The 21,638-nt window shown below is 69.1% G+C and carries 19 protein-coding genes, 1 pseudogene and 2 riboswitches; of the genes and pseudogenes, 2 read left to right on the forward strand and 18 right to left on the reverse strand.

Annotation, left to right across the window (positions count from 1 at the left end; genetic code table 11):
• Positions 1–8 precede the first annotated feature (8 nt).
• The 13 genes and pseudogenes from G6N25_RS21260 to G6N25_RS21320 form a co-directional block, all read right to left on the reverse strand.
• A pseudogene (locus tag G6N25_RS21260) lies at positions 9–803 on the reverse strand (HNH endonuclease); the annotation flags it as partial.
• A gap of 14 nt (positions 804–817) precedes the next feature.
• Positions 818–3,658, reverse strand: a complete 2,841-nt coding sequence (gene gcvP / locus G6N25_RS21265) for an aminomethyl-transferring glycine dehydrogenase (RefSeq protein ID WP_083075891.1) — start codon at positions 3,656–3,658, stop codon at positions 818–820.
• Positions 3,659–3,706: 48 nt separating this feature from the next.
• Positions 3,707–3,820: riboswitch (glycine riboswitch) on the reverse strand.
• A riboswitch (glycine riboswitch) is annotated at positions 3,821–3,918 on the reverse strand.
• A gap of 108 nt (positions 3,919–4,026) precedes the next feature.
• On the reverse strand, positions 4,027–4,656 hold the full coding sequence (locus G6N25_RS21270) for a MerR family transcriptional regulator (protein WP_083075889.1): 630 nt from the start codon (positions 4,654–4,656) through the stop codon (positions 4,027–4,029).
• A 239-nt stretch (positions 4,657–4,895) separates the two neighbouring features.
• On the reverse strand, positions 4,896–5,390 hold the full coding sequence (locus G6N25_RS21275) for a bifunctional nuclease family protein (RefSeq protein WP_083075887.1): 495 nt from the start codon (positions 5,388–5,390) through the stop codon (positions 4,896–4,898).
• 108 nt (positions 5,391–5,498) lie between these two features.
• On the reverse strand, positions 5,499–6,251 hold the full coding sequence (ftsR, locus tag G6N25_RS21280) for a transcriptional regulator FtsR (protein ID WP_083075886.1): 753 nt from the start codon (positions 6,249–6,251) through the stop codon (positions 5,499–5,501).
• The gene (gene garA / locus G6N25_RS21285; protein WP_276004098.1) at positions 6,251–6,727 is read right to left on the reverse strand and encodes a glycogen accumulation regulator GarA; all 477 of its coding nucleotides are present in this window, start codon (positions 6,725–6,727) and stop codon (positions 6,251–6,253) included. Before garA ends, ftsR begins: the two co-directional genes overlap by 1 nt.
• A 241-nt stretch (positions 6,728–6,968) precedes the next feature.
• The gene (gene gcvH, locus G6N25_RS21290; RefSeq protein ID WP_083075883.1) at positions 6,969–7,367 is read right to left on the reverse strand and encodes a glycine cleavage system protein GcvH; all 399 of its coding nucleotides are present in this window, start codon (positions 7,365–7,367) and stop codon (positions 6,969–6,971) included.
• A gap of 37 nt (positions 7,368–7,404) precedes the next feature.
• Complete coding sequence (locus G6N25_RS21295) at positions 7,405–8,235, reverse strand: DUF881 domain-containing protein (RefSeq protein WP_083075881.1); 831 nt, start codon at positions 8,233–8,235, stop codon at positions 7,405–7,407.
• A gap of 34 nt (positions 8,236–8,269) precedes the next feature.
• Complete coding sequence (locus tag G6N25_RS21300; RefSeq protein ID WP_066933079.1) at positions 8,270–8,602, reverse strand: small basic family protein; 333 nt, start codon at positions 8,600–8,602, stop codon at positions 8,270–8,272.
• Between the two features lie 58 nt (positions 8,603–8,660).
• Positions 8,661–9,584 (reverse strand): DUF881 domain-containing protein, encoded by a 924-nt coding sequence (locus G6N25_RS21305; RefSeq protein ID WP_083075880.1) that lies wholly within the window; start codon positions 9,582–9,584, stop codon positions 8,661–8,663.
• Positions 9,577–10,206: a CDP-alcohol phosphatidyltransferase family protein gene (locus tag G6N25_RS21310; protein WP_083075879.1), complete on the reverse strand. Its 630-nt coding sequence runs from the start codon at positions 10,204–10,206 to the stop codon at positions 9,577–9,579. The genes G6N25_RS21305 and G6N25_RS21310 overlap by 8 nt, the downstream gene beginning before the upstream one ends.
• A 140-nt stretch (positions 10,207–10,346) precedes the next feature.
• Positions 10,347–12,671 carry an accessory Sec system translocase SecA2 gene (secA2, locus tag G6N25_RS21315; protein WP_083075878.1) on the reverse strand — a complete coding sequence of 775 codons (2,325 nt, stop codon included), beginning with the start codon at positions 12,669–12,671 and terminating at the stop codon, positions 10,347–10,349.
• Between the two features lie 134 nt (positions 12,672–12,805).
• On the reverse strand, positions 12,806–14,458 hold the full coding sequence (locus tag G6N25_RS21320; RefSeq protein ID WP_083075877.1) for an acetolactate synthase: 1,653 nt from the start codon (positions 14,456–14,458) through the stop codon (positions 12,806–12,808).
• A gap of 93 nt (positions 14,459–14,551) precedes the next feature.
• Here G6N25_RS21320 and G6N25_RS21325 point away from each other — a divergent pair, with 93 nt between their 5' ends.
• Positions 14,552–16,471 carry an ABC transporter ATP-binding protein/permease gene (locus tag G6N25_RS21325; protein WP_083075876.1) on the forward strand — a complete coding sequence of 640 codons (1,920 nt, stop codon included), beginning with the start codon at positions 14,552–14,554 and terminating at the stop codon, positions 16,469–16,471.
• Between the two features lie 3 nt (positions 16,472–16,474).
• Here the strand turns inward: G6N25_RS21325 and G6N25_RS21330 are convergent, their stop codons facing one another.
• From G6N25_RS21330 to G6N25_RS21340, 3 genes are all read right to left on the reverse strand, one after another.
• Positions 16,475–17,941, reverse strand: coding sequence for an FAD-binding protein (locus G6N25_RS21330; protein ID WP_083075875.1), 1,467 nt, complete (start codon positions 17,939–17,941; stop codon positions 16,475–16,477).
• A gap of 102 nt (positions 17,942–18,043) precedes the next feature.
• On the reverse strand, positions 18,044–18,547 hold the full coding sequence (locus G6N25_RS21335) for a VOC family protein (RefSeq protein ID WP_083075874.1): 504 nt from the start codon (positions 18,545–18,547) through the stop codon (positions 18,044–18,046).
• 114 nt (positions 18,548–18,661) lie between these two features.
• A complete protein-coding gene (locus G6N25_RS21340; protein WP_197745685.1) occupies positions 18,662–19,345 on the reverse strand; it encodes a TetR/AcrR family transcriptional regulator in 684 nt (227 codons plus the stop codon).
• Positions 19,346–19,455: 110 nt separating this feature from the next.
• Here G6N25_RS21340 and G6N25_RS21345 point away from each other — a divergent pair, with 110 nt between their 5' ends.
• Positions 19,456–19,887, forward strand: coding sequence for a nitroreductase/quinone reductase family protein (locus G6N25_RS21345; RefSeq protein ID WP_083075872.1), 432 nt, complete (start codon positions 19,456–19,458; stop codon positions 19,885–19,887).
• Positions 19,888–19,893: 6 nt separating this feature from the next.
• Here G6N25_RS21345 and G6N25_RS21350 read toward each other — a convergent pair whose 3' ends face one another.
• Both G6N25_RS21350 and G6N25_RS21355 read right to left on the reverse strand, forming a co-directional pair.
• Positions 19,894–20,568, reverse strand: a complete 675-nt coding sequence (locus G6N25_RS21350) for an Rv1815 family serine proteinase (protein WP_142272786.1) — start codon at positions 20,566–20,568, stop codon at positions 19,894–19,896.
• Between the two features lie 99 nt (positions 20,569–20,667).
• Positions 20,668–21,594 carry a sterol desaturase family protein gene (locus G6N25_RS21355; RefSeq protein ID WP_083075870.1) on the reverse strand — a complete coding sequence of 309 codons (927 nt, stop codon included), beginning with the start codon at positions 21,592–21,594 and terminating at the stop codon, positions 20,668–20,670.
• Between the last annotated feature and the right edge of the window lie 44 nt (positions 21,595–21,638).

Consider the following 21,638-nt stretch of genomic DNA (forward strand, 5'->3'; position numbering starts at 1 on the left):
GAAAGCCCCTATGCGGCGTGCTTCGCCAGTGCGACGCCGATTCGTAGTTCGATGCGGCTGAAGGCGATTGTGGGTGCGCGTGGTGGGGCCGTTGATCGGTAGGTTGTGCCCGTTGGCGTGGTGAATTCGGCGGTGTGGGTGTGGGTGTCATCGATACTCGCGCTGACCCGCCAGCCGGCGCTCTCTTTCGTGTAGTTGCAGCGTTCGCACAGGCCGAGGCCGTTGTCCGCGCTGGTGGGGCCGCCGTGGGCCCAGGGTTGGGCGTGGTCGCGGTGGCGGATGGGGGCGTCGCAGTAGGGGGTGCGGCAGCGTTGGTCTCGTGATTCGATGAAGTTGGCCAGGCCGCGTGGGGAGAGCCGTGCCCGTGATTCCATGGCCACTAGAGCCCCGGCTTGGGGGTGGGTGTAGAGCCTGCGCAGTGTGGCCCGGGAGCGTCGGTCGGTGACCGCGGTGGTGACCATGGCGCGGGCGACGGCCGCTGGGATGGGGCCGTAGCCGCGGATTTCGGCGGGGGTGTTGTCGCCGCCGAGCAGCGTTTCGTCGGAGAGGACCAGGTTGACCGCGACCGGAACGGGAACCGCCGGGTCGCGGCCGGTGACCCGTTCGACCAGCGTGTCGGCCATCACTTGTCCGCGCGAGCGCCCGTCGCAGCGGGTGTCGGCCTGGCGGCGAAGCGCCGCGTAGACCGACACTCCCTGGGCCACCGGTAGCAGCGCGGTCAGGTAGGTCATGGTGTCGGGGGCGGGACGGATGGTGACGGTGCGTTCGTTTTCGGCCTTGGCCGCGCGATCCACGACGGCCCGGGACCGTGGTCGCCTCAGGCGAACGCCTCCACCGGCGGGCACGAGCAGACCAGGTGGCGGTCGCCGTAGGCGCCGTCGATGCGGCGCACCGGCGGCCACACCTTGGGCCGGAACCCGGCGCCCAGCGGGTAGGCGGCCTCCTCCCGGGTGTACGGGTGGGCCCAATCGGCGACCAGCAGGCAGTCGGCGGTGTGCGGGGCGCCGCGCAGCGGGCTGTCGTCCACGGGCCACTCCCCCGAGCCGACGCGGTCGATCTCGCCGCGGATGGCGATCATGGCCTCGCAGAACGCGTCGACCTCGGTCAGGCTCTCGCTCTCGGTGGGCTCCACCATGAGCGTGCCGGCGACCGGGAAGCTCATGGTGGGCGCGTGAAAGCCGTAGTCCGCCAGCCGTTTTGCGACATCGTCCACGGTGACCCCGGTCGACTTGGTGATGCCGCGCAGGTCCAGGATGCACTCGTGGGCGACCATGCCGTTCTCGCCGGCGTAGAGCACCGGGAAGTACTCGTCGAGGCGGCGGGCGATGTAGTTGGCCGAGGCGATAGCGGTCAGCGAGGCCGCCCGCAGGCCCTGGGCGCCCATCATCCTGATGTAGGCCCAGGTGATCGGCAGGATCGAGGCCGACCCGTAGGGCGCCGACGACACCGGATGCCCCTGGGGCAACTCGGGGGCGTACGGGTGGCCCGGAAGGAACGGGGCCAAATGCGAGCGCGCCGCCACCGGCCCGACGCCCGGCCCGCCGCCGCCGTGCGGGATGCAGAACGTCTTGTGCAGGTTCAGGTGGCTGACGTCGCCGCCGAACTTCCCCGGCCGGGCCAGGCCGACCAGCGCGTTGAGGTTGGCGCCGTCGATGTAGACCTGCCCGCCGGCGTCGTGCACCGCCGCGCAGATCTCGGCGATGTCGTGCTCGTACACGCCGTGCGTGGACGGATAGGTGATCATCAGCGCCGCCAGCCGATCCGCGTGCTCGGCCACCTTGGCGCGCAGGTCGTCGAGGTCGACGTCGCCAGCCCGACCGGCCTCGTCGCGGCAGTCGACGACCACCACCCGCAGCCCGGCCAGCGCGGCCGACGCGGCGTTGGTGCCGTGCGCGCTGGACGGGATCAGGCAGACGTCGCGGTGCGGTTCGCCGCGGCTGGCGTGGTAGTCGTGGATCGCCAGCAGGCCGGCGTACTCCCCCTGCGAGCCGGCGTTGGGCTGCAGCGAGACGGCGTCGTAGCCGGTGATGGCCACCAGCCAGCCCTCCAGGTCGGCGATCAGCCGGCGCAGCCCCGGGGCGTCGGACGCCGGGGCGAAGGGGTGCAGGCGGGCGAATTCCGGCCAGGTGATCGGTTCCATCTCGGCGGCGGCGTTGAGCTTCATCGTGCACGAGCCGAGCGGAATCATGCTGCGGTCCAAGGCGATATCCTTGTCGGCCAGCGCGCGCAGGTAGCGCATCATCGCCGTCTCGGTGCGGTACTGCGTGAACGCGGGATGGGTCAAAAACTCCGAGGAGCGCGCCGCGATGTCGCCGCCGACCGGTTCGGCGGCCGCCACGCCGAACGCCTCCAGCACGATCGCGACGTGGGCGTCGGTGGTGGCCTCGTCGCAGGCCACCGACACGTGGTCGGCGTCGACGCGCCACAGGTTCACACCGTGAGCCTTGGCCGCGGCCAGCACCTCGTCGGCGCGCCCCGGGACCCGCGCCAACACGGTGTCGAAGAACGTGTCGTGCACCGCCGCCGAGCCCAGCGCGGCGCCGATTTTCTCGGCGTGGGCGTGCACGCGACGGGCGATCCCGGTCAGCCCGTCGGCGCCGTGGTAGCTGGCGTACATCGCGGCCATCACCGCCAGCAGCACCTGCGCGGTGCAGATGTTGCTGGTCGCCTTGTCGCGGCGGATGTGCTGCTCGCGGGTCTGCAGGGCCAGCCGGTAGGCCGGCGAACCGTCGGCGTCCACGGAGACGCCGACCAGCCGGCCCGGCAGCTGGCGGGCGTGCTTGGCGTGCACCGCCAGGTAGCCGGCGTGCGGGCCGCCGAATCCCATTGGCACGCCGAATCTTTGGGTGGTGCCGAACGCGACGTCGGCGCCGATCTCGCCGGGCGGGGTGATCAGCGTCAAGGCCAACAGGTCGGCGCCGACGGCGACCAGCGCGCCGCGGTCGTGCGCCTGCGACACCAGGCCCGCCCAGTCGGTGATCCGGCCGCTGGCGCCGGGCAGTTGGGCGATGACGCCGAAGAAGTCGCCGTCGGGCAGGCCGTCACGCAGGTCGGCGGTGACGATCTCGATGCCCAGCGGCCGGGCGCGGGTGGCCAGCACCGCGGCGGTCTGGCCGAACACGTCGGCATCTACAACTAGGCGGCCAGTCGCTTTGCCGCGGGCCGCGCGGTGCATCAGCGTCATCGCCTCGGCCGCCGCGGTCCCCTCGTCGAGCATCGACGCGTTGGCGACCTCGAGGCCGGTGAGGTCGGCGACCATCGTCTGGAAGTTCAGCAGCGCCTCCAGCCGGCCCTGGCTGATCTCGGGCTGGTAGGGCGTGTAGGCGGTGTACCAGGCCGGGTTTTCCAGGATGTTGCGCAGCAGCACCGGCGGCGTGAGCGTGTCGTAGTAGCCCTGCCCGATCATCGACACGGCCACGGTGTTGGTGTCGGCCAGCGCCCGCAGCTCGGCCAGGGCCTCGGCCTCGGTGGCCGGCGGCGACAACGTGTCGAGACCCGGCGCGACGCCGGTGCGCGAGGACTTGTCGAGAATTCCCGCGGGGACCGCTTTGGCCGCCAGCTCGTCGAGCGAGCCGACACCGATGACGGCGAGCATCGCGGCGACGGCCTCGCTGTCCGGGCCGATGTGCCGGTCTGCGAAGGTTGAAGCGTCGGACACGGTGAAACTCCTGACCCTGGATGAAGACGAGCAGAGGACTACGCGGCCCTCTCCCTCTGTCTTTACCCGTTCACCGGGCGCCTGAGAGATTCGGCGCGGGGCGCCTTTCCCCATCGGCGGGTGTGGACCGTCGCGGGCCTGCACCGCTTTCCAGAGGCGTCGTTAACCCACGCGGTCCGGGTGCCTGAGAGGTTGACGGAGAGGTGTTGCTCCTTCGGCGTCCGTGGCTGGCCGCCACAGAACTCTCCCGCGCAGGTGCGACGCGCGGCCCAGTCTACCCAGGCCGGTCCCGCCCCACCGCGAGCGTGCGTGTTTGTGCAGGGACACGCCGTTACGGCTGTACAACTGCGCACGCTCGCGCAAGAAAATTAGCCGATCTTGCGGTCGCGGTGCTTGCGCCGGGACGCCAGCTCGTCTTCGGGGGCGGCGATCGACTCGCCGCCGTCGGCGCGTTCGCCCGGGAAGTCGGCGATGACGCCGGTCAGCTCGCGCATCGCGCCGGACACCGCGATGCCGAACACGCCCTGCCCGCCCTGCAGCAGGTCGACGACCTCTTCGGCCGACGTGCACTCGTACACCGTGGTGCCGTCGGAGAACAAGGTGATGTTGGCCAGGTCCTCGACGCCGCGCTGGCGCAGGTGGTCGACGGCGACGCGGATGTTGTGCAGCGAGATGCCGGTGTCGAGCAACCGCTTGACGATCTTGAGGACCAGGATGTCCTTGAACGAGTAGAGCCGCTGGCTGCCGGAGCCCGCCGCGCTGCGGATCGACGGAACCACCAACGACGTGCGCGCCCAGTAGTCCAGCTGGCGGTAGGTGATCCCGGCGATCTGGCAAGCGCTCGGCCCGCGGTAGCCGACCAGCTCGTCGGGCACGGAATCGTCGGGAAACAGCCCGGGTTGCACGGGTCCGCTCGCCGCGGCGACGTCGTGGTCACCGCTCGAGGCGTTCGCGTTGTCAGCTAGATCCAACTGCTCTTGGCGTGGCTGCTCGCTCACGGTGGTTCCTCTCGCCGATCGCGCTCTCGTATTTAGCTGCGTCTCTGGCTGCAGCGCAGCCGCGTTTGCTCAGGCCCGAGTGCTAGAGAGCTTACGCTGTTCGATAGCCGCCGCGCCTTCGGTCGTGATCAAAGTATGGCCGTCGCGCGGCCAAGTGGGGGCGCTATCCGCCAGCGTGTCGACATTCGCGGTGCCAGATGAGACGCATCCGTGATATCGCCACCGGGGGCGCGGGCCCGCTAGGTGGCCTTGAAGTCGTCCGGGGAGACGCTGTCGAGGAACTCCTTGAACTTCTCTACCTCGTCCTCCCGGACGGCGGTGTTGGACTCCTCGTCGCTCTCGTCGGGGATGAGCAGCCCGGCCTGGGCGAGCACGGCCTCCTCGACGTAGATCGGGACCCCGACCCGCAGCGCTATCGCCACCGAGTCCGAGGGGCGCGCCGACACGGTGATGTTGCGGTCGAAGATCAGGTCGGCGTAAAACGTGCCCTCCTGCAGATCGACAATCCGCACCTCTTTCAGCGAATGTCCAAGTGCCGCAATGAGATCCCTGATCAGGTCATGCGTCAGCGGGCGCGGTGGCTCAACGCCCTGCTGTTCGAGGGCGATGGCGGCGGCCTCGGACTGGCCGATCCAAATTGGCAGGTACCGGTCACCGTCGGCCTCGCGCAGCAACAGCACCGGCTGGTTCTGCGGCTGCTCTACGCGAATGCCGACGACACGAACTTCACCCATCTGTGTCTGCCCTCCGCACATGCCGCCGTGGTGGTCCCGCTCGCGCTCGGCCCGGCGACTTTTCCCTCACGGCCACCGAAAACCAAGCCATCCAACGAAGTCTAATCCTCAGCGGTGTAGAACGTCGCGAACGGCGGACTTGATCAGGGAGGTGTGCAGCGTGATGGCGAGCGCGGCCACCTCACGCGCCAGGTCGTCGGCGCGGTCGCGGGCGCCGGCCTTGCCGGCTTTGACTACCGGGCCGGCGATTTGCGCGATCAGGTCGGACTGCCGGTCGGCCGCGGAGCGGAAGGCGCGCAGGTGGCGCGGCTCGACGCCGTATTCGGACAGCGCCCGCGCGCATTGCAGGATCACGACGGCGTGTTCGTCGAAGAAGCCGCCCGGCCCGGTGGTGATCACCCCGGCTTTGAGCAGCGCCGTCAGCAGGTCGTCGCCCACTCCCGAACGCTCCAGGAGGTCTTCCCGGCTCAGCCGGACGCGGGTGGGAGCCACCGCCGCCGCGTCGGATCGGGCATCCGGCCCCACGCCGGCCTCCCCGCCCGCTACGGACACCAATCGCGGTACCCCGTAAGGCGATCCGGTGGGTGGCAACTGGCCGTCGGGCTGCGCGTCCAGCTGCGCCCTGATCACCTTCAGGGGTAGGTAGTGATCCCGCTGGGCGGTGAGGATGAACCGCAGCCGTGCGCAGTCGTATGCGGTGAACCTGCGGTATCCCGACGCGGCGCGCTGCGGCGTCACCAGGCCCTCGGCCTCGAGGAAGCGGATCTTGGAGATGGTGACATCGGGGAAGTCCGGCCTCAGCAGGTCCAGGACCGCCCCGATCGACATCCCGGCCAGCGCCGGGCTATCGGGTGCGCTCACTACCCTCCGGATCCTCCGTCGTCCTCACCTTGCTTGGGTCCGGTCAAAAACACCAAGCGGAACTTGCCGATCTGCACCTCGTCGCCGTTGGCCAGCACGGCCGAATCCACCGGCTCACGGTTGACGTAGGTGCCGTTGAGGCTACCGACGTCGACGACGTGAAATTCGTTGTTTTCCAACCTGAATTCGGCGTGGCGACGGCTGACGGTGACGTCATCGAGGAAGATGTCGCTGTCGGGATGCCGACCGGCGGACGTGACGGCCTGGTCCAGCAAGAACCGCGATCCCGCGTTCGGTCCCCGCTTGACGACCAGCAACGCCGAGCCGGCCGGGAGCCCTTCGACGCCGGATACCGCGCTCTCGGTCCCCGCTTGCGCGGGGGCGTCCAGTTCGTTGAGGAAGTCGGCGCGGAAGACCGAAGTCGTCTCCACCGTGACCTCGTCGGAAGTCTGGTCCTGCTGTCTTCCTGAGTCCATGTCCGTCACGCGCTGCTCCTCACTGGCCGCTGTGGCGTCGTCCGTCCGGGCCGCTCGGCCGGTTTGCCGCTGGATTCCTTCGCCCCGTACTTGCCTTCTCGTGCTTTCCAGTTCTGATGTGTCGACGGTACCGCGCACCGCTCCGCAATGTGCCCACCACCGAAGGATCCGGCTTCTGCCACCTTGGGCCGCGTGCGGCGCCCGCACCGCCGCGCGGGGCTGGCAGGCACATTAGCAATCGTCATTCGGTCAGCGTTCCGCGGTAGGCGTCGGCGTCGAGCAGCGCCGAAATGGCCGACTCGAGCCCGGCGACGTCCGAAACCCGGACGTCCACCAGCCAGCCGGCGCCGTACGGGTCGGAGTTGACCAGCTGCGGGCTGCCCTCCAGGTCGCCGTTGACCGCGGATACCGTGCCCGAGATCGGCGCGAACAGGTCCGACACCGACTTCGTCGATTCCACCTCGCCGAAGGATTCGCCCGCGGTCAGTTCGCCGCCCACGTCGGGCAGCTGAACGAAAACGACGTCGCCCAGCGCCGACTGCGCGAAGTCGGTGATCCCGACCCGCACCGTGTCCTCACCGCTTCGTCGAACCCACTCGTGCTCGGCGGTGTAGTGCAGGTCGGCGGGGATATCGGTCACGGCTGGTCCTGTTCTGGTCGCTTCTCACTGCGCACGTTCACTTGACGGGCTGAGCGTATTGGTGCGGTTTTGGTTGTCGCAAGGTGGTCACGTCCACCCGGTCGGCCTGCTGTACGGACATCCGCGCGCCCACGCGCTTGACGCTGTCCTCCGCGCCGCCGGGGATGTTCATCGCCGCGGCCAGCGTCGGCGGATCGCCAATCGCCAGAATCGAATACGGGGGCGACAGTGTCTTGCCGTCAACGGTCAGCGAGCCGGGCGTACCCACTATCCAGGTGTCGACACCCACCCGCACGGACTGATGTGCGTCGTTGACGTCGATGGCCTCGGCGCCGGCGGCCCGCAGCTCGTTGATCACGTCGAGCAGCGCTTCGGGCGACACGCCAGGGCCGGGGTCCTCGATCGTGATGGTGACGCCCGGCCCGGTGGCGCCGACAGCGCCGACCAGGATGGATAGCGCGGCCAGCCTGGCCTGGGCGCTCTGGATCGCGGCCTGGTCGGTGTTGCCGGAAGCCTGCAACGAATTCAGCGTGTTCTGAAGTTCGCTCACTTCGGTGTTGAGCGTGGCTTCGCGCTGGCGCAACGAATCCAACAGCACCAACAGGTCCGCGGGGCGGGCCGTGTCCAGCGAGTCGCCCGACTTGGTGTGGCGGACCTGTGTGACGATGGCGATCCCCAGGACGAGGCACAACACGATGGCCAGCGTTCCGAACACCAGCCGGGAGCGGCCGGCCCGCAGCAGCGCGGACACCCCCATGCGGCGCACCGGCCCGATCTCGGGGCGCGGCGTGTGCGCCGGCAATTCGTGCCGGCCCCGCTGCGCACCGGCGCCCGCGTGGGCGGCGTCGTCGTCCGGGCCCTGGCTCATGCTGACCTCGTCCCGGTCGTCGTCGCCGGCATGGTCATGCCCCGAACAGCCGGCGCCGCAGCGCGGCCGCGTTGCCGAAGATGCGAATGCCCAATACGACGATGATGGCCGTGGACAGCTGCGTGCCCACGCCCAGTTGGTCGCCGACGTAGACGATCAGGGCCGCCACGAAGACGTTGAACACGAACGAAATCACGAAGACTTTTGGGTCGAAGATCCGCTCGAGGTAGGCGCGCAACCCGCCGAACACCGCGTCGAGCGCGGCCACCACCGCGATCGGCAGGTAGGGCTGGACGACCTCGGGCACGGCGGGGTGAAAAACCAACCCCAGCACGATGCCGACCGCCAGCGCCGCGATACCGATCATGCTGGGTGTCCCGTCGGCGTGTCCCCGACCGGGATGTGTCTCACGAGGAATTTTCTCACTACGGCCCAATCTGTTTGGCGAACTTGACGTCCCGGATCGATCCGGCGGGCAGGGAAAGACCGTCGGCGACGTTCACGGTGACGACGACGCCGTAGGAGGCCTCGAGCAGCCTGAGGCGCTGCAGGCCAGGGCTGCGGTCGAAGGCGTCCTGCATCGCGTGCGGCGGCCCGATCGCCAGGATCGTGTAGGGGCTGCCGGTGGGGTTGTTGTCGACCAGGATCGCCCCGCCGGCCTGCCGGATGGTGACGTTCGGCCCGATGCGAACGCCGCCGACGGAGATGGCCTCGGCGCCGCTGGCCCACAACGAGTTGACGACCAGCTGCAGATCGCGGTCCAGGATGATTTGCCTGCTGCCGTTGACGCGCTGCTTGGACACGTCGGAAAGGTTCGGGCCGACACCGGGATCCGTCACGGTCACCGTCAGGCCGGGGCCGATGACGGGGGTGCTGGCCGCGGACAGGCCGAGCGCGTCGAGCCGGGTCAGCAGCCGCTGCCCCTGCGCGTTGTCCGCCAGCGCGTGGCGCTGCACGTCGTCGACCCGGGTCGACAGGGCGCTGCGCTGCTGGCCCAGCTTGGTCGCGGCGGCCTCCGTCGAACGCACGCTTCGCACCAGCAGCTGCTGCGCGGTGCGCACGCCGGGAGCGACCGAGCGGGCCTGCGCGACCGCGGCGGCAAAGACCGTGGCGATCAGCAGCGCCGCCAGAGCCTGCCAGATCCAGCCGAAGGCGCGTTCCCGTCCGTTTGGCGGCCCGGCGGCGCCGCCGCGTTGGGCGGCGGCCGCGGCGTAACCGGGGTCCAGGTGTTCCGACAGCAGGGCCCGCAGCAGGGAGGGCACCGGGATCAGCTGTGGCCGGGCCGCGGCGTGGGCGCTGCGGCCGGCGTTGGGGTCGTAGCCGCCGAGGAGGCGGTCGGCGTCAGCCATGCTCACCCGCTTTGCGCGCGACCGGCTGGCGGGCATGGTGTTTCAGCTTGGGCATGCGGCGCACGACCAACGCCACCTGCACCGCGTACAGCACGAACGCCCACAGGTACGAATACAAGCCCCAGCCCAAAAAGCCCCAGCCGCAGGCCCTCAGCACGCGGCTCCACGCCGCTCCCCCCGTTCCGAGCAGGACCAGCGGGAAGCCGGACATCAGCGCGAACGTCGCGGCCTTGCCGACGTAGGTCACCGGCAGCGCCGACAGCCCGCGGCTGCGCAGCACCGGCAGCGTCGCGGCCAGCAGCCCGTCGCGGGCCAGCAGGGCGATGACGAACCACCACGGCACGATTCCGCCCAGCGCCATCACGACGGGGACGGTCACCATGTAAAGACGGTCGACCGCCGGGTCGAGCAGCACGCCCAGCCGCGAGGACTGGTCGAGCATCCGGGCGATCTTGCCGTCGGCCCAGTCGGAGGCGCCGCTGAACATCAGGATCGCCACCGCCCAGCCGTTGGCGTGCGCGAAGAGCAGGACGTAGACGAACACCGGGATGAGCGCCAGGCGGATGGCGCTCAGCGCGTTGGGCACCGTCAGCACCCGGTCGGGCGGAAGCACCGGCTCCATGAGCCGTGACATTAACGCGGCCGCGACGGGGTCCGCAGCGCGGATCCTTAACGCGAGCGGGCGGACCTCAACGCGAGCGTGACGTCACGGCGATTTGCGGCGCGATTTTGCGCCGTGGGATCACGCTCGGCGGACCTGGCTCAGCGGAACACGCCGGGCAGGCTCAGGGTCGACAGCGTGTCGTCCGACAGCGGGTTGTCGTTGACCATATAGGTCCACGTCGACGTCGGCCGCGCCAGCTTGGACAGGTCCAGCCCCGGCTCCTCTTCGAGCACGTTCGCGGTTTCGAACGTCTGCTGGGCCGCCTCGATCGCGTCGGCGGCCAGCGACGCGAACGCGTCGACCGCCAGGCGGTGGAACTCGTCCAGCGGATTCTGCCGGCCCAGCGCGCGCAGGTGGATGCTCTCGCGGATGTCGGCCAGATACGCCAGGTGATCGGCCCAGCCCCGATCGAGGTGATACAGCATGATGAGCCGGCAGATCCTCTCCAGGCGCTCTTCGGAAAGCATCCCGGACAGCTCCTGGTACCGATCCGGCGCCAGCCCGGCGAGCTCCTCACGCGCGGTTGCGGTGCGCAGCAACGTGTTTCGCCGATCGACGATGATGGCGCGCTGCTGGGCGGTCAACTGGTTGTAGCGCCAGGTGTTGGCGTGCACGTCCAGCATCCGGCCCTCGGCCACCCGCTGGGCGTGGTCGAGCAGCCCGGCCGCCTTGGGGCTGACGATCCGGGCGTCCTCGTCGGCCTGCATGGGCAGCTTGTTGCGGTCGAGGTTGGCGGCGACGACGTCGTCTTCCCAACTCGAAAAGAACACCGACGAACCCGGATCGCCCTGGCGCCCGGCCCGGCCGCGCAGCTGGTTGTCCAGCCGCTCGGTGTGGTGCCGGCCGGTGCCGACCACGTGCAGCCCGCCGAGTTCGGCGACCCGGTCGTGGTCGGATTCGTCGGACCCACCGAGCCGGATGTCGGTGCCCCGCCCGGCCATTTGGGTGGACACGGTGACGGCCCCGTATTTGCCGGCCTCGGCGATCACCTGCGCCTCCTCGGCGTCGTTTTTGGCGTTGAGCACCACGGCGGGCACGCCGCGGCGCAGCAGCCGCTCGTGCAGGTCCTCGGACTCGGCCACGTCGCGCGTGCCGACCAGCACCGGCTGCCCCGTCTCGTGTACGTCGGCGATGTGGGCGACGATCGCGTCGTTCTTGGCGGCGGCGGTGACGTAGACCCGGTCGGACTCGTCCTCGCGAATGTTGGGAGTATTCGGCGGAATCGGCGAAACACCGAGCCGGTAGAACTGGCGCAGCTGCTCGCCGGCGGCCAGCGCGGTGCCCGTCATGCCGCACACCGTGGCGTAGCGGTTGATCAGCGCCTGCACCGTGATGGTGTCGAGCACCTCGCCGGTCTCGGTGGTCTCGATGCCCTCCTTCGCCTCGACGGCGGCCTGCAGGCCGTCCGGCCAGCGCTGCAGCTGCGCGATGCGGCCGCGCGAGGCGTTGATCAGGTGCACCGCGTCGTCCCGCACGATGTAGTGCACGTCGCGCTGCAGGAGCACGTGGGCGTGCAGCGCGACGTTGACCTCGGTCAGGGTGGTGCCGACGTGTTCCTCGGAGTACAGGTCGATGCCGCCGAGCGCCTTTTCGACTTTGCGGGCGCCCTCGTCGGTCAGATGGACGTTGCGGCTGTCGGAGTCGGTGTCGTAGTCGGTTTCGGCTGCGAGTTCGCCCACCAGCTTGATGATTTCCAGCCGCGGCGTCTCGCGGTGCGTGGTGCCGGCCAGCACCAGCGGCACCAGGGCCTCGTCGACCAGCACCGAGTCGGCCTCGTCGATAAGCGCCACATCGGGATTGGGCGATACCAGGTCGTCGACGTCGGTCACCAGCTGGTCGCGCAGCACGTCGAAGCCGATCTCGTTCACCGACGCGTAGGTGACGTCGCAGTCGTAGGCCGCCCGCCGCTCGTCGCTGGTCGATTCTCCGGTGATCCAGCCGACCGTCAAGCCCAAGGCATTGAGTAGCGGGCCCATCCATTCCGCGTCGCGGCGGGCCAGGTAGTCGTTGATGGTCACGACGTGGACGTGCCGCCCGCCCAGGGCGTATCCGGCGGCCGCGATCGCGCCGGCGAGGGTTTTGCCCTCGCCCGTGGCCATCTCGATCACGTCGCCGGCGAGCATGCGCAGCGCGCCCAGCAGCTGCACGTCAAAGGGACGGAGCGCGGTCGCCCTTCCCGCCGCTTCCCGGGCGATCGCCAGGAACTGCGCGATGTCGCCGGACTCCGCCAGATCCTTGAGGTTGAGCAGGCCGGCCGCCTTGAGCAGCTGCTCGTCGGTGAGGGCGGCGGCTTCGTCGTCGTACTTCGACGAGGCGGTGACCTCGGCGAGGGAGCGGCTTCGGTTCTTTTCCGTGCTGGCGCCCAGCAGTCGCCAGAATCGGCTGCTCAGACCGCCAGGTTGCGTGCGCGTGGTCTTTGACACAGAACAACGGTACGTGACCCCCACCCGGCGCGAGCGTGCGCGTTTGCACGCGACACGCCGGGTGGCGACGTACAAGTGCGCACGCTCGCGGCCAAGGCCGGCCCAGGCTGGCCAAGGCCGGCCGGGGCCGGCCTTCAAGCCAGGTTGGATCGGCGCGGGTAGGCGACGGTCGGGTCGGTGAGCACGTTGACGACGGCGGGCAGGCCGCTGGCGAAGGCGCGTTCCAGCGCGGGCCGCAGCTCCGCGGGGGCCGACACCAGCTCGCCGTGGCCGCCCAGGGCGTGCACCACCTCGTCGTAGCGCGTCCCCGGACGCAGCTCGGCCACCACCGAATAGCCGTACAACGCCTCCATCGGGTGCTTTTCCAAACCCCAGATCCCGTTGTTGCCGATCACCGACACCACCGGCACGTTGTGCCGGACCAGGGTGTCCCACTCCATGCCGCTGAAGCCGAACGCGCCGTCGCCCTGCAGCAGCACGACCTGGCGGTCGGGCCGGGCCAGCTTGGCGGCCAGGGCATAACCGGGGCCCGAACCCAGGCAGCCGAAGGGGCCGCTGTCCAGCCAGCAGCCCGGCAGGTAGCTGTCGATCACCCGGCCCGCGTACGACCCGAAATCGCCGGCGTCGATGACGACGATGGCGTCGCGGTCCAGCAGCGGCGCCAGCTCCGCGTACACCCGCATCGGATGCAGCGGGACCCGGTCGTCGCCGAACTCGGCCTTCTCCAGGTCGCGCGCCACGGCCTCGGCGGTGCGCAGCTCGTCGATCCACTGCCGATGGTCGGTGCCACGCGCCGCGGTCAGCGCCGACAGGATCGAGGTGAGGTCGCCGTAGAGACCGGCCGCGATGGGACGCGGATGTTCGCGGTCGGGCTCGACACGGTCCGCCACGACGAGCCGGGTCTGCTCCCCGAACACCTTGCCGAAGCCGAGCCGGAAATCCATCGGCACACCGACGATCAGCGCCACGTCGGCCTCGGCCAGCGCTTTGGCCCGTGCCCGCGAGAACGCCATCGGGTGGTCGGCGGGCACAACGCCGCGGGCCATGCCGTTCATCAGCACCGGGATCTGCCTCGCCTCGGCGAGACGCAGCAGCGCCGCCTCCGCGTGCCCCCACCAGACGTTGGTGCCCGCCATGACCACCGGCCGGCGCGCCGCGGCGAGCAGGCCGACCGCGCGGTCCAACGCCCCGGCGTCGGCCTCGGGCGCCGGTGGCGGGCGGGTCAGCGCGCCCGGTCGGCCCCAGGCGTCCTCGTCCTCCGACATCGAAAAGGCGTGATCCATCGGGACGTCGACGAATCCCACACCCGACGGGGCGGTGACCGCCGCGCACAACGCGTCGTCGACCAGCCGGCCGGCGTCGGCGGCCGACCCCGCGGTCGCCGCGAAGCGGGCCAGCGGGGCCACGAACGGCACATGGTCGATTTCCTGCAGCGAGCCCAGCCCCCACCGCGCTGCCGGGGCCCGGCCGCCCAGCACCACCAGGGGCGACTGGTTCTGCTGCGCCGCCGCCATCGCGCTCATCCCGTTGGTCACGCCCGGCCCCGCGGTGAGCGCGGCCACGCCCGGCCGCCTCGTCACTTTCGACCAGCCCTCGGCGGCGAAAGTCGCGGTCTGCTCGTGCCGGGTGTCGATGAGCCGGATACCCTCGTCACGGCACCCGTCGTAGATGGAGAACAGGTGGCCGCCCGACAGCGTAAAGATGGTGTCGATGCCGCTGGCCTTGAGCCGGTGCGCGATAAGCCGGCCGGCATGTGCGGTCTGGCCGGCCGGAGCGTCGCTGCTCATCCCGGCAGCCTATCCATAATCCCTCGGGTACCTTCGCGGGGAAGCTTCCACCACGAGGCTTCCCGGGTGCCTCGGTAGAAGGAGACGTCGAAGTTGGGTCCCACGCCGTTCAAACCATCGATCAACTGGTCGACGGCATTCGTCGATTCCCTGCGGTGGACCGCCATAGCCTGGGTGATCGGGGCGGTCTTTCTTTTGGCCGTGCTCGTCGCGTTCAGGTATTTCACGCCCTGGGGCCGACACTTCTGGCGGATCACCCGCGGATACTTCGTCGGCCCGGCGAGCGTCAAGGTGTGGCTGATGCTGGGCGTGCTGTTGCTGTCGGTGCTCCTCGCGGTGCGCCTCACCGTGCTGCTCAGCTACCAGGGCAACGACTTGTACACGTCGGTGCAGAAAGCGGTGCAAGGCATCGCGGCGGGCAACGACAACGTCAAAAACTCTGGTATTCATGGCTTTTGGATGTCGATCATCATTTTCATCATCCTGGCGACCCTGTACGTCATCCGGTTCATGGCCGACATCTATCTGACGCAGCGATTCATCATCGCGTGGCGCATATGGCTGACCGCCCACCTCACCGACGACTGGCTGGACGGCAGGGCGTACTACCGGGATTTGTTCATCGACAACACCATTGACAACCCCGACCAGCGCATCCAGCAGGACATCGACATCTTCACCGCGAACGCCGGTGGGACGCCGAACATTCCGTCGAACGGGACGGGAAGCACCCTGCTGTTCGGGGCCGTCAACGCGGTGGCGTCGGTGATTTCGTTCGCCGCGATCCTGTGGAACCTGTCGGGGAATCTGAACCTCTTCGGCGTCGATTTTCCGCGCGCGATGTTTTGGACCGTTCTGGTCTACGTGCTGATCGCGACGGTGGTCGCGGTCTGGCTGGGGCGCCCGCTGATCTGGCTCAGCTTCAATAACGAGAAGCTCAACGCCGCATTCCGTTACGCGCTGGTGCGGCTGCGGGATGCCGCCGAGGCGGTGGGCTTCTACCGCGGCGAGCGAGTCGAGCGTGCCCAGTTGTGGCGGCGCTTCACCCCGATCATCGCCAACTACCGCAAGTTCGTTCGCCGAACGATCATCTTCAACGGCTGGAACTGGTCGGTGTCGCAGACAATTGTCCCGTTGCCGTGGATCATTCAGGCGCCGCGGTTGTTCGCCGGCCAGATCGACTTCGGCGATGTCGGGCAGTCGGCGACGGCGTTCGGCAACATCCATGACTCGCTGTCGTTCTTCCGCAACAACTACGACGCGTTCGCCGCCTTCCGCGCCGCGATCATCCGGCTGCACGGCCTCGTCGACGCGAACGCCCAGGGCCGGGCGCTGCCGGCCCTGCTGGTCAAGCCGAGCAACGACGTGGCCGTCGAGCTCGCCAACGTCGAGGTGCGCACGCCGGCCGGCGACCAGTTGATCGACTCGCTGGACGTGCAGCTGGACAGCGGCGACACGCTGGTGGTCACCGGCCGCTCGGGCGCCGGCAAGACCACCCTGCTGCGCAGCCTGGCCGAATTGTGGCCCTACGCTTCGGGAACCCTGTCCCGACCCGACGGCGAGAACGCGACGATGTTCTTGTCGCAGCTGCCGTACGTGCCGCTGGGCAGCCTGCGTGGGGTGGTGTGCTACCCGAACTCGCCGGACGCGATCTCCGATGCCGAACTGCGGGAGGTGCTGACGAAGGTGGCGCTCGCCCCGCTGATTGGGCGGCTCGACGAGGATCAGGACTGGGCCAAGGTGCTCTCTCCGGGTGAGCAGCAGCGCGTCGCCTTTGCGCGCATCCTGCTCACCAAGCCGCGGGCGGTGTTCCTCGACGAGTCCACCTCGGCGCTCGACGAGGGGCTGGAATTCGCGCTATACCAGCTGTTGCGGAGCGAGCTGCCGGACTGCGTCGTGGTCAGCGTCAGCCATCGGCACACCGTGGAGCAGCACCACGCCCAGCAGCTTCACCTGCTGGGCGACGGCGAATGGCGGCTGGGCCCGGTGCAGAAGGAGCCCGCCGGCGTCTAGCGCCTACCCGGCCCCTTGGGCCGCGTGCGCTCCGGCGCGGCGCCCGAAGAACGAGCCCTCCCCCAGCTGCGTGCCGCTGGCGTAGCCCTTGCCGTCCTGCGCGATGTTGGACGCGCACGCCCCCACCGCGTACAGGCCGGGCACCACCGTGCCGTCTTCGCGCAGCACCTGGCCGTCCACCGACGTGGCCAGCCCGCCGACGGTGAACCCCGCATACATCGCCTTGCCCAGTGACATGTCGAACGCGCCCCACGGCCCCTTGTCTTGCGGCGCAAGGAATTCTGGCTGTTTGTGGAAATCGGGGTCCTCACCGCGCGCGGCGTAGGTGTTGTAGCGGTCCAGCGTCGCCACCAGGTTGCCCTCCGGAATGCCGAGCGCGGCCTCCATCTCGGGCACGGTCTCCCAGCCGTCGATCAGCGGCACCAGCGGCATCTTGGGGTGCTCGAGGTGCGCCTCGTCGACGATCAGGAACGCCGCGCTGTCCGGCTGGTCCATGATGAACCCGGCGGTCCTGGAATGGTAGGAGTCCTCGGCGACGAACCGCTGCCCGAGCTTGTTCACGATGATCCCGGTGAGCAGGATCGACGGCGGGTACGGCGGAGCCGTGATGAAGATCTGGTCCATGTGCTCGGTGGCGCCGCCGGCCGATACGCCCATCCGGATGCCCAGGCCGTCGTCGTAGGTGTTGCCGAGCACGAACGGCTTCTCGGCCAGCTTCGGGGTGTAGGTGGCCACCATCTCCGGATTCATCACGAATCCCCCGGCGGCGATGATGACCGACTTTGCCTTGATCGCACCGGTCTCGGAGAACCGCTTCCACATCACGCCCGTCACCGCGCCCGAGCCGTCCACGATGAGCTGCGTGGCGCCCGTCTCGTACCGGACCTGCACGCCCAGGCTTGCGGCGCGCTTGAGGAGCAGGTCGATCACCATGCTGGCGCCGCCGGTGTCGCCCGGCACCGGGACCTTGTGGCCACGCGGCGCCGGCACCGCCTTCTCCAAGAAGGGCCACACCTTCTCGTTGCCGGTGAACATCAACCCCTCGGTGTTGGGCTGGATCACCGCCTTGCCCGGGAAGTAGCTGCGCTCGAATTGAAAACCCAGGTCTTCCAGCCAATTGAAATGCTCGACGCTGCCTTCGCAGTACGCACGAATCTTGGCCCGAGTGGCCTCGTCAGGTTGGCGCGACACCGCGACCAAGTACTTGTACATCTCCTCGGGCGAGTCGGGGTGACCGGTCGCCTGCTGCACGGCGGTTCCGCCGCCGAGGTAAAAGTGGCCTCCGGCAAGCGAAGTGGTGCCGCCCGCGGCGGCGGCGCGCTCGAGCACCAGCACCCGCGCCCCGGCGGCGGCGGCGCTGACCGCCGCGCACCCGCCGCCGATGCCGAAGCCGATCACCACCACGTCGACGTCATCCGACCAGGACGCCACCGTGTCCGCATTGACCGTTGCCGGGATCTCTGTGCTCATTGGCGCCACTCCTCCTCATCACGGTGCTCTGCATCGTCGTTGGCGCGGCTCATTGGCGCCACTCCTCCTCATCACGGTGCTCTGCATCGTCGCTGGCGCGGCTCATTGGCGCTGCTCCTGTTTGATGTAGTCGTAGAACGCCCTCATCTCGGGCGAGAGGTGGGCGATCTCCACGAACGGCACCCCCGCCTGCGGCGCCGACACGTAGGCGAAGTGGATGCCGCCGGGCATCACGCCCCGCTGCACCACCGCCGCGCCATGGTCGGCGGCCTGCGACAGCGCCGCGTCGAACTGCTCGAGGCTCTCGGCCTCCACGCAGATGTGATGCAAACCCGGCCCCGATTCCCGCAGGAAGTCACTATAGATGTTCTCCCCGCGGACCGGTGAGATCAGCTCCAACTGCATGTCCCCGAGGTAGCTCAGGGAGATGCTGGCGACGAAATCGGCCGGCTTGCCACGGTAGCTGCAGGTGTCTGGAGCAAAGTGCACGTCGGGTATCCGCACCCACTTCCGAACGCCTAACAGGCCGGTGAGGGCCGTTTCGGTGGCGTCGAGGTCGAGGGTGACCCAGGCGATCTGCGTCGGTGATTGAACGGAAAGGGTCATCGCATCGCAGGATATCCCAGCCCGCCATCCGCCAGAAAGGGCCAGGAAGGCTTTGCCGCAATCCGCCGCGTCCGGCCCGGAAAACCCGAATGAACACGTTCTAGTTGGGAACGATCAGTGCTGGCTCAAGACGTCCACCAGCAGCTGGAGCTGGGTGTCGAACACCGCCGCGGGGTCGGTCAGGGTGTCGGCGCCGTATTGCCCGAACACCTCGAGGCTGATGGCGCCCAGCACGCCCGCCCAGAGCAGAAAGCACTTGGAGATAACCTGATCGTCGCCGGGAAAGCCGAATTCCTGGCGAATGCGTTCGAAGTCGGACGACATCGGTTGCGGGGCAAGGTCGTTGGTCAAGCGGATGTCTCCGGTGGCAATCCCGGCGGCCACGGCGTCGAAGAGGGCCCCCACCACGCGGGTGCCGGCCGCGACCGTGCGCTCGGGCGGTGCGTGATAGCCGGGAACGGGGCTGCCGTACAGCAGGGCCCAGAGGGCCGGGTGGGCGATGGCCCACCGCCGCGTCGCCCGCGCGATGGCGGTGACGTCGTCGCTCCACTGGTCCCCCAGGGTCTCCCGGGCCCGGTCCACGGCGTCGGCCAGCTCGGAATAGGCGTCGACCAGCAGCAGGGTCAGCAGCTCGTCGCGGCTGGACACGTACCGGTACACGGCCGAGGACACCATGCCCAGGTCCCGGGCGATCGCGCGCACCGACAACCCGGCGGCGCCGCGATCCGCCAGCTGGCGGCGGCCGAGTTCGACGATTCGCGCCTCGATCTGTTCCCGCGACTCCTGCCGTTTGCCCACGCGGTCAGTCTGACACAACCGAGATCACTGCTCTTGCTTTTTTGGTGGGCGCTGTGGGAGCGTGGCGGCTGAAGAGAGCACCGCTCTCAGAACCTCAGGGAGGACGCACCATGGCCGCGCGCTACGAAGAACCCAACCGGGCCGCCAACACGGCGATCCGGTGGCTCGCCGAGCTGGGCATCAGCATCGCCGGGACCCGGGCGCTGCGCGTCCGTGGCCGCAAGACCGGAAAATCGCGCGCGGTGGTGGTCAACCTGCTGACCGTCGACGGCGTGGACTACCTGGTCTCGCCGCGGGGTAACACCCAGTGGGCGCGCAACGTCCGGGCCGCCGGCGTCGTGGAGCTGGGGCCACGCTGGCGCGGCGAACGCGCCCGGGCCGGCGAGGTGGACGATGCGGCGAAGCCCGAACTGTTGCGGCGTTATTTGGCCAGGTGGTACTGGCAGGTCAAGGACTACGTGGGCGGGTTGACGCCGGAGTTCAGCGATGAGCAGCTGCTGGCCGCGGCGCCCACGATCCCGGTGTTCGCCCTCACCCGGTGAGCGTCGTCACCCGGGGTTGGTCGTCGCCCCGAGGTCCTGGCGGACCTGGTCGGAGGCGGCCCGCCACGACACCGCCGCGGGCAGATCGCCCCAGACGCTGTTGAAAATCCCGACGATCTGCCCCGGGCCGCCGTTGGGCGCCAGGTACACCGGCCCGCCGGAATCGCCCCTCCCGCTCTGGACGCCGTGCGACATGGTGAACCACCCGTTGTTGACGCTCTCCACGGTTCCGCAGGTCTCGCCGGTGATCACGCCGAAATGGCAGACCGCCTCGCCGGGCTGCAGCGCCACGGACGGGTTGGATTCCAGTCGCCGCCCGCCCGGCAGGATGTTGCTCGCGGCGACGCCGTCGTCCAGCACGATCGCCTCGTAGTCGGCGATCAACTGGTCGGTGGCCACGGTGGTGCCGCTGGGCGTGTTGTCCCGGAACGTCGCGAGCCGGCCGATGACGTTGTGTTCCCGGTCGTAGACGGGCCCGTCGCCCCGGCAGTGCCCCGCGGTGAAGGCGATCTTCAGGGCCGGGTCGACGTAGCCCAGGGTGCACACACGATTGTCTTGGTGGATCTCCATGCCCGGAAACACCAACGGCGGGTCCGCCCTGGCCGCCACCGGGGGCAGCCAGACCGCTAGCGCCGAGACGGAAGCCGACGCGGCGAATGCGCGCATTACCAGGCGGTGCACCATGAGCTCCGATCCGTCGGGGAAAATGCTGACCCGAAGGGTGACGTTACGGTTTGGTCTCACCCTTCGTTGGTCTTTTCGCACCTGACGGCGCTGGCGTTACCTCGGCGTGACCAGCGGGACGGCGTCGGCGGACCGGCCGGGCACCCGCGGCGCCCAGCCCGGCGGGCCGAAGACGTACCCCAGCCGATCGCGCAGGCGGCCCGCCGATCGCCAATCGCGGGCGATCGCGACGTATTCACGGGTCTGCAGGTTCCAGATGTTGAACGTGTCGACCCGCTTGGTGAGGCCGTAGTGCGGGCGGAACAGCTCCGGCTGGAAGCTGCCGAACAGGCGGTCCCAAACGATGAGGATGCCGCCGTAATTCTTGTCAAGATAGACCTTGTCCATCCCGTGGTGCACGCGGTGGTGCGACGGGGTGTTGAAGACGAATTCGACCGGCCGGGGCAGCCTATCGATGCGCTCGGTGTGTATCCAGAACTGGTAGATCAAGTTCACCGAAAAGCTGAAGAACACCATCCAGGGCGGAATCCCCAACAGCGGCAACGGAATCCACATCAGGATCTCACCGCTGTTGTTCCACTTCTGGCGCAGCGCGGTGGCGAAGTTGTAGTACTCGCTGGAGTGGTGGGCCTGGTGCGTCGCCCAGATCAGCCGCACGCGGTGCGCGACGCGGTGATAGGCGTAGTACAGCAGGTCGACGCCGAGGATCGCGACGACCCACGTGTACCACCGCGCCGCCGAGAGATGCCACGGCGCCAGGTAGGCGTAGATCCCGGCGTAGCCGAACAGGGCCAGCGCCTTCCAGCCGGCCGTGGTGGCCACCGACACCAGGCCCATCGAGACGCTCGCCAGCGAATCGCGGGTGAGGTGCGCGCCGGACGGTGGCCGGCCCTCGAGGCGTTCCAGCTTGCGCGCCGCGGTCCACTCGAGAATCAACAGGAGCAGGAAGAACGGAATGGCGAACAGCACGGGGTCCCGCATCGGCGGGGGCAGCGCGGAAAGGAACCCGGTGACGGCGTTCACACGGATAGGTTACGACCTATCGGCGCGGATGCCTTCCGGCCGAT

Origin of the sequence: Mycobacterium heidelbergense, from assembly GCF_010730745.1 — a bacterium.
GTDB classification, from domain to species: domain Bacteria; phylum Actinomycetota; class Actinomycetes; order Mycobacteriales; family Mycobacteriaceae; genus Mycobacterium; species Mycobacterium heidelbergense.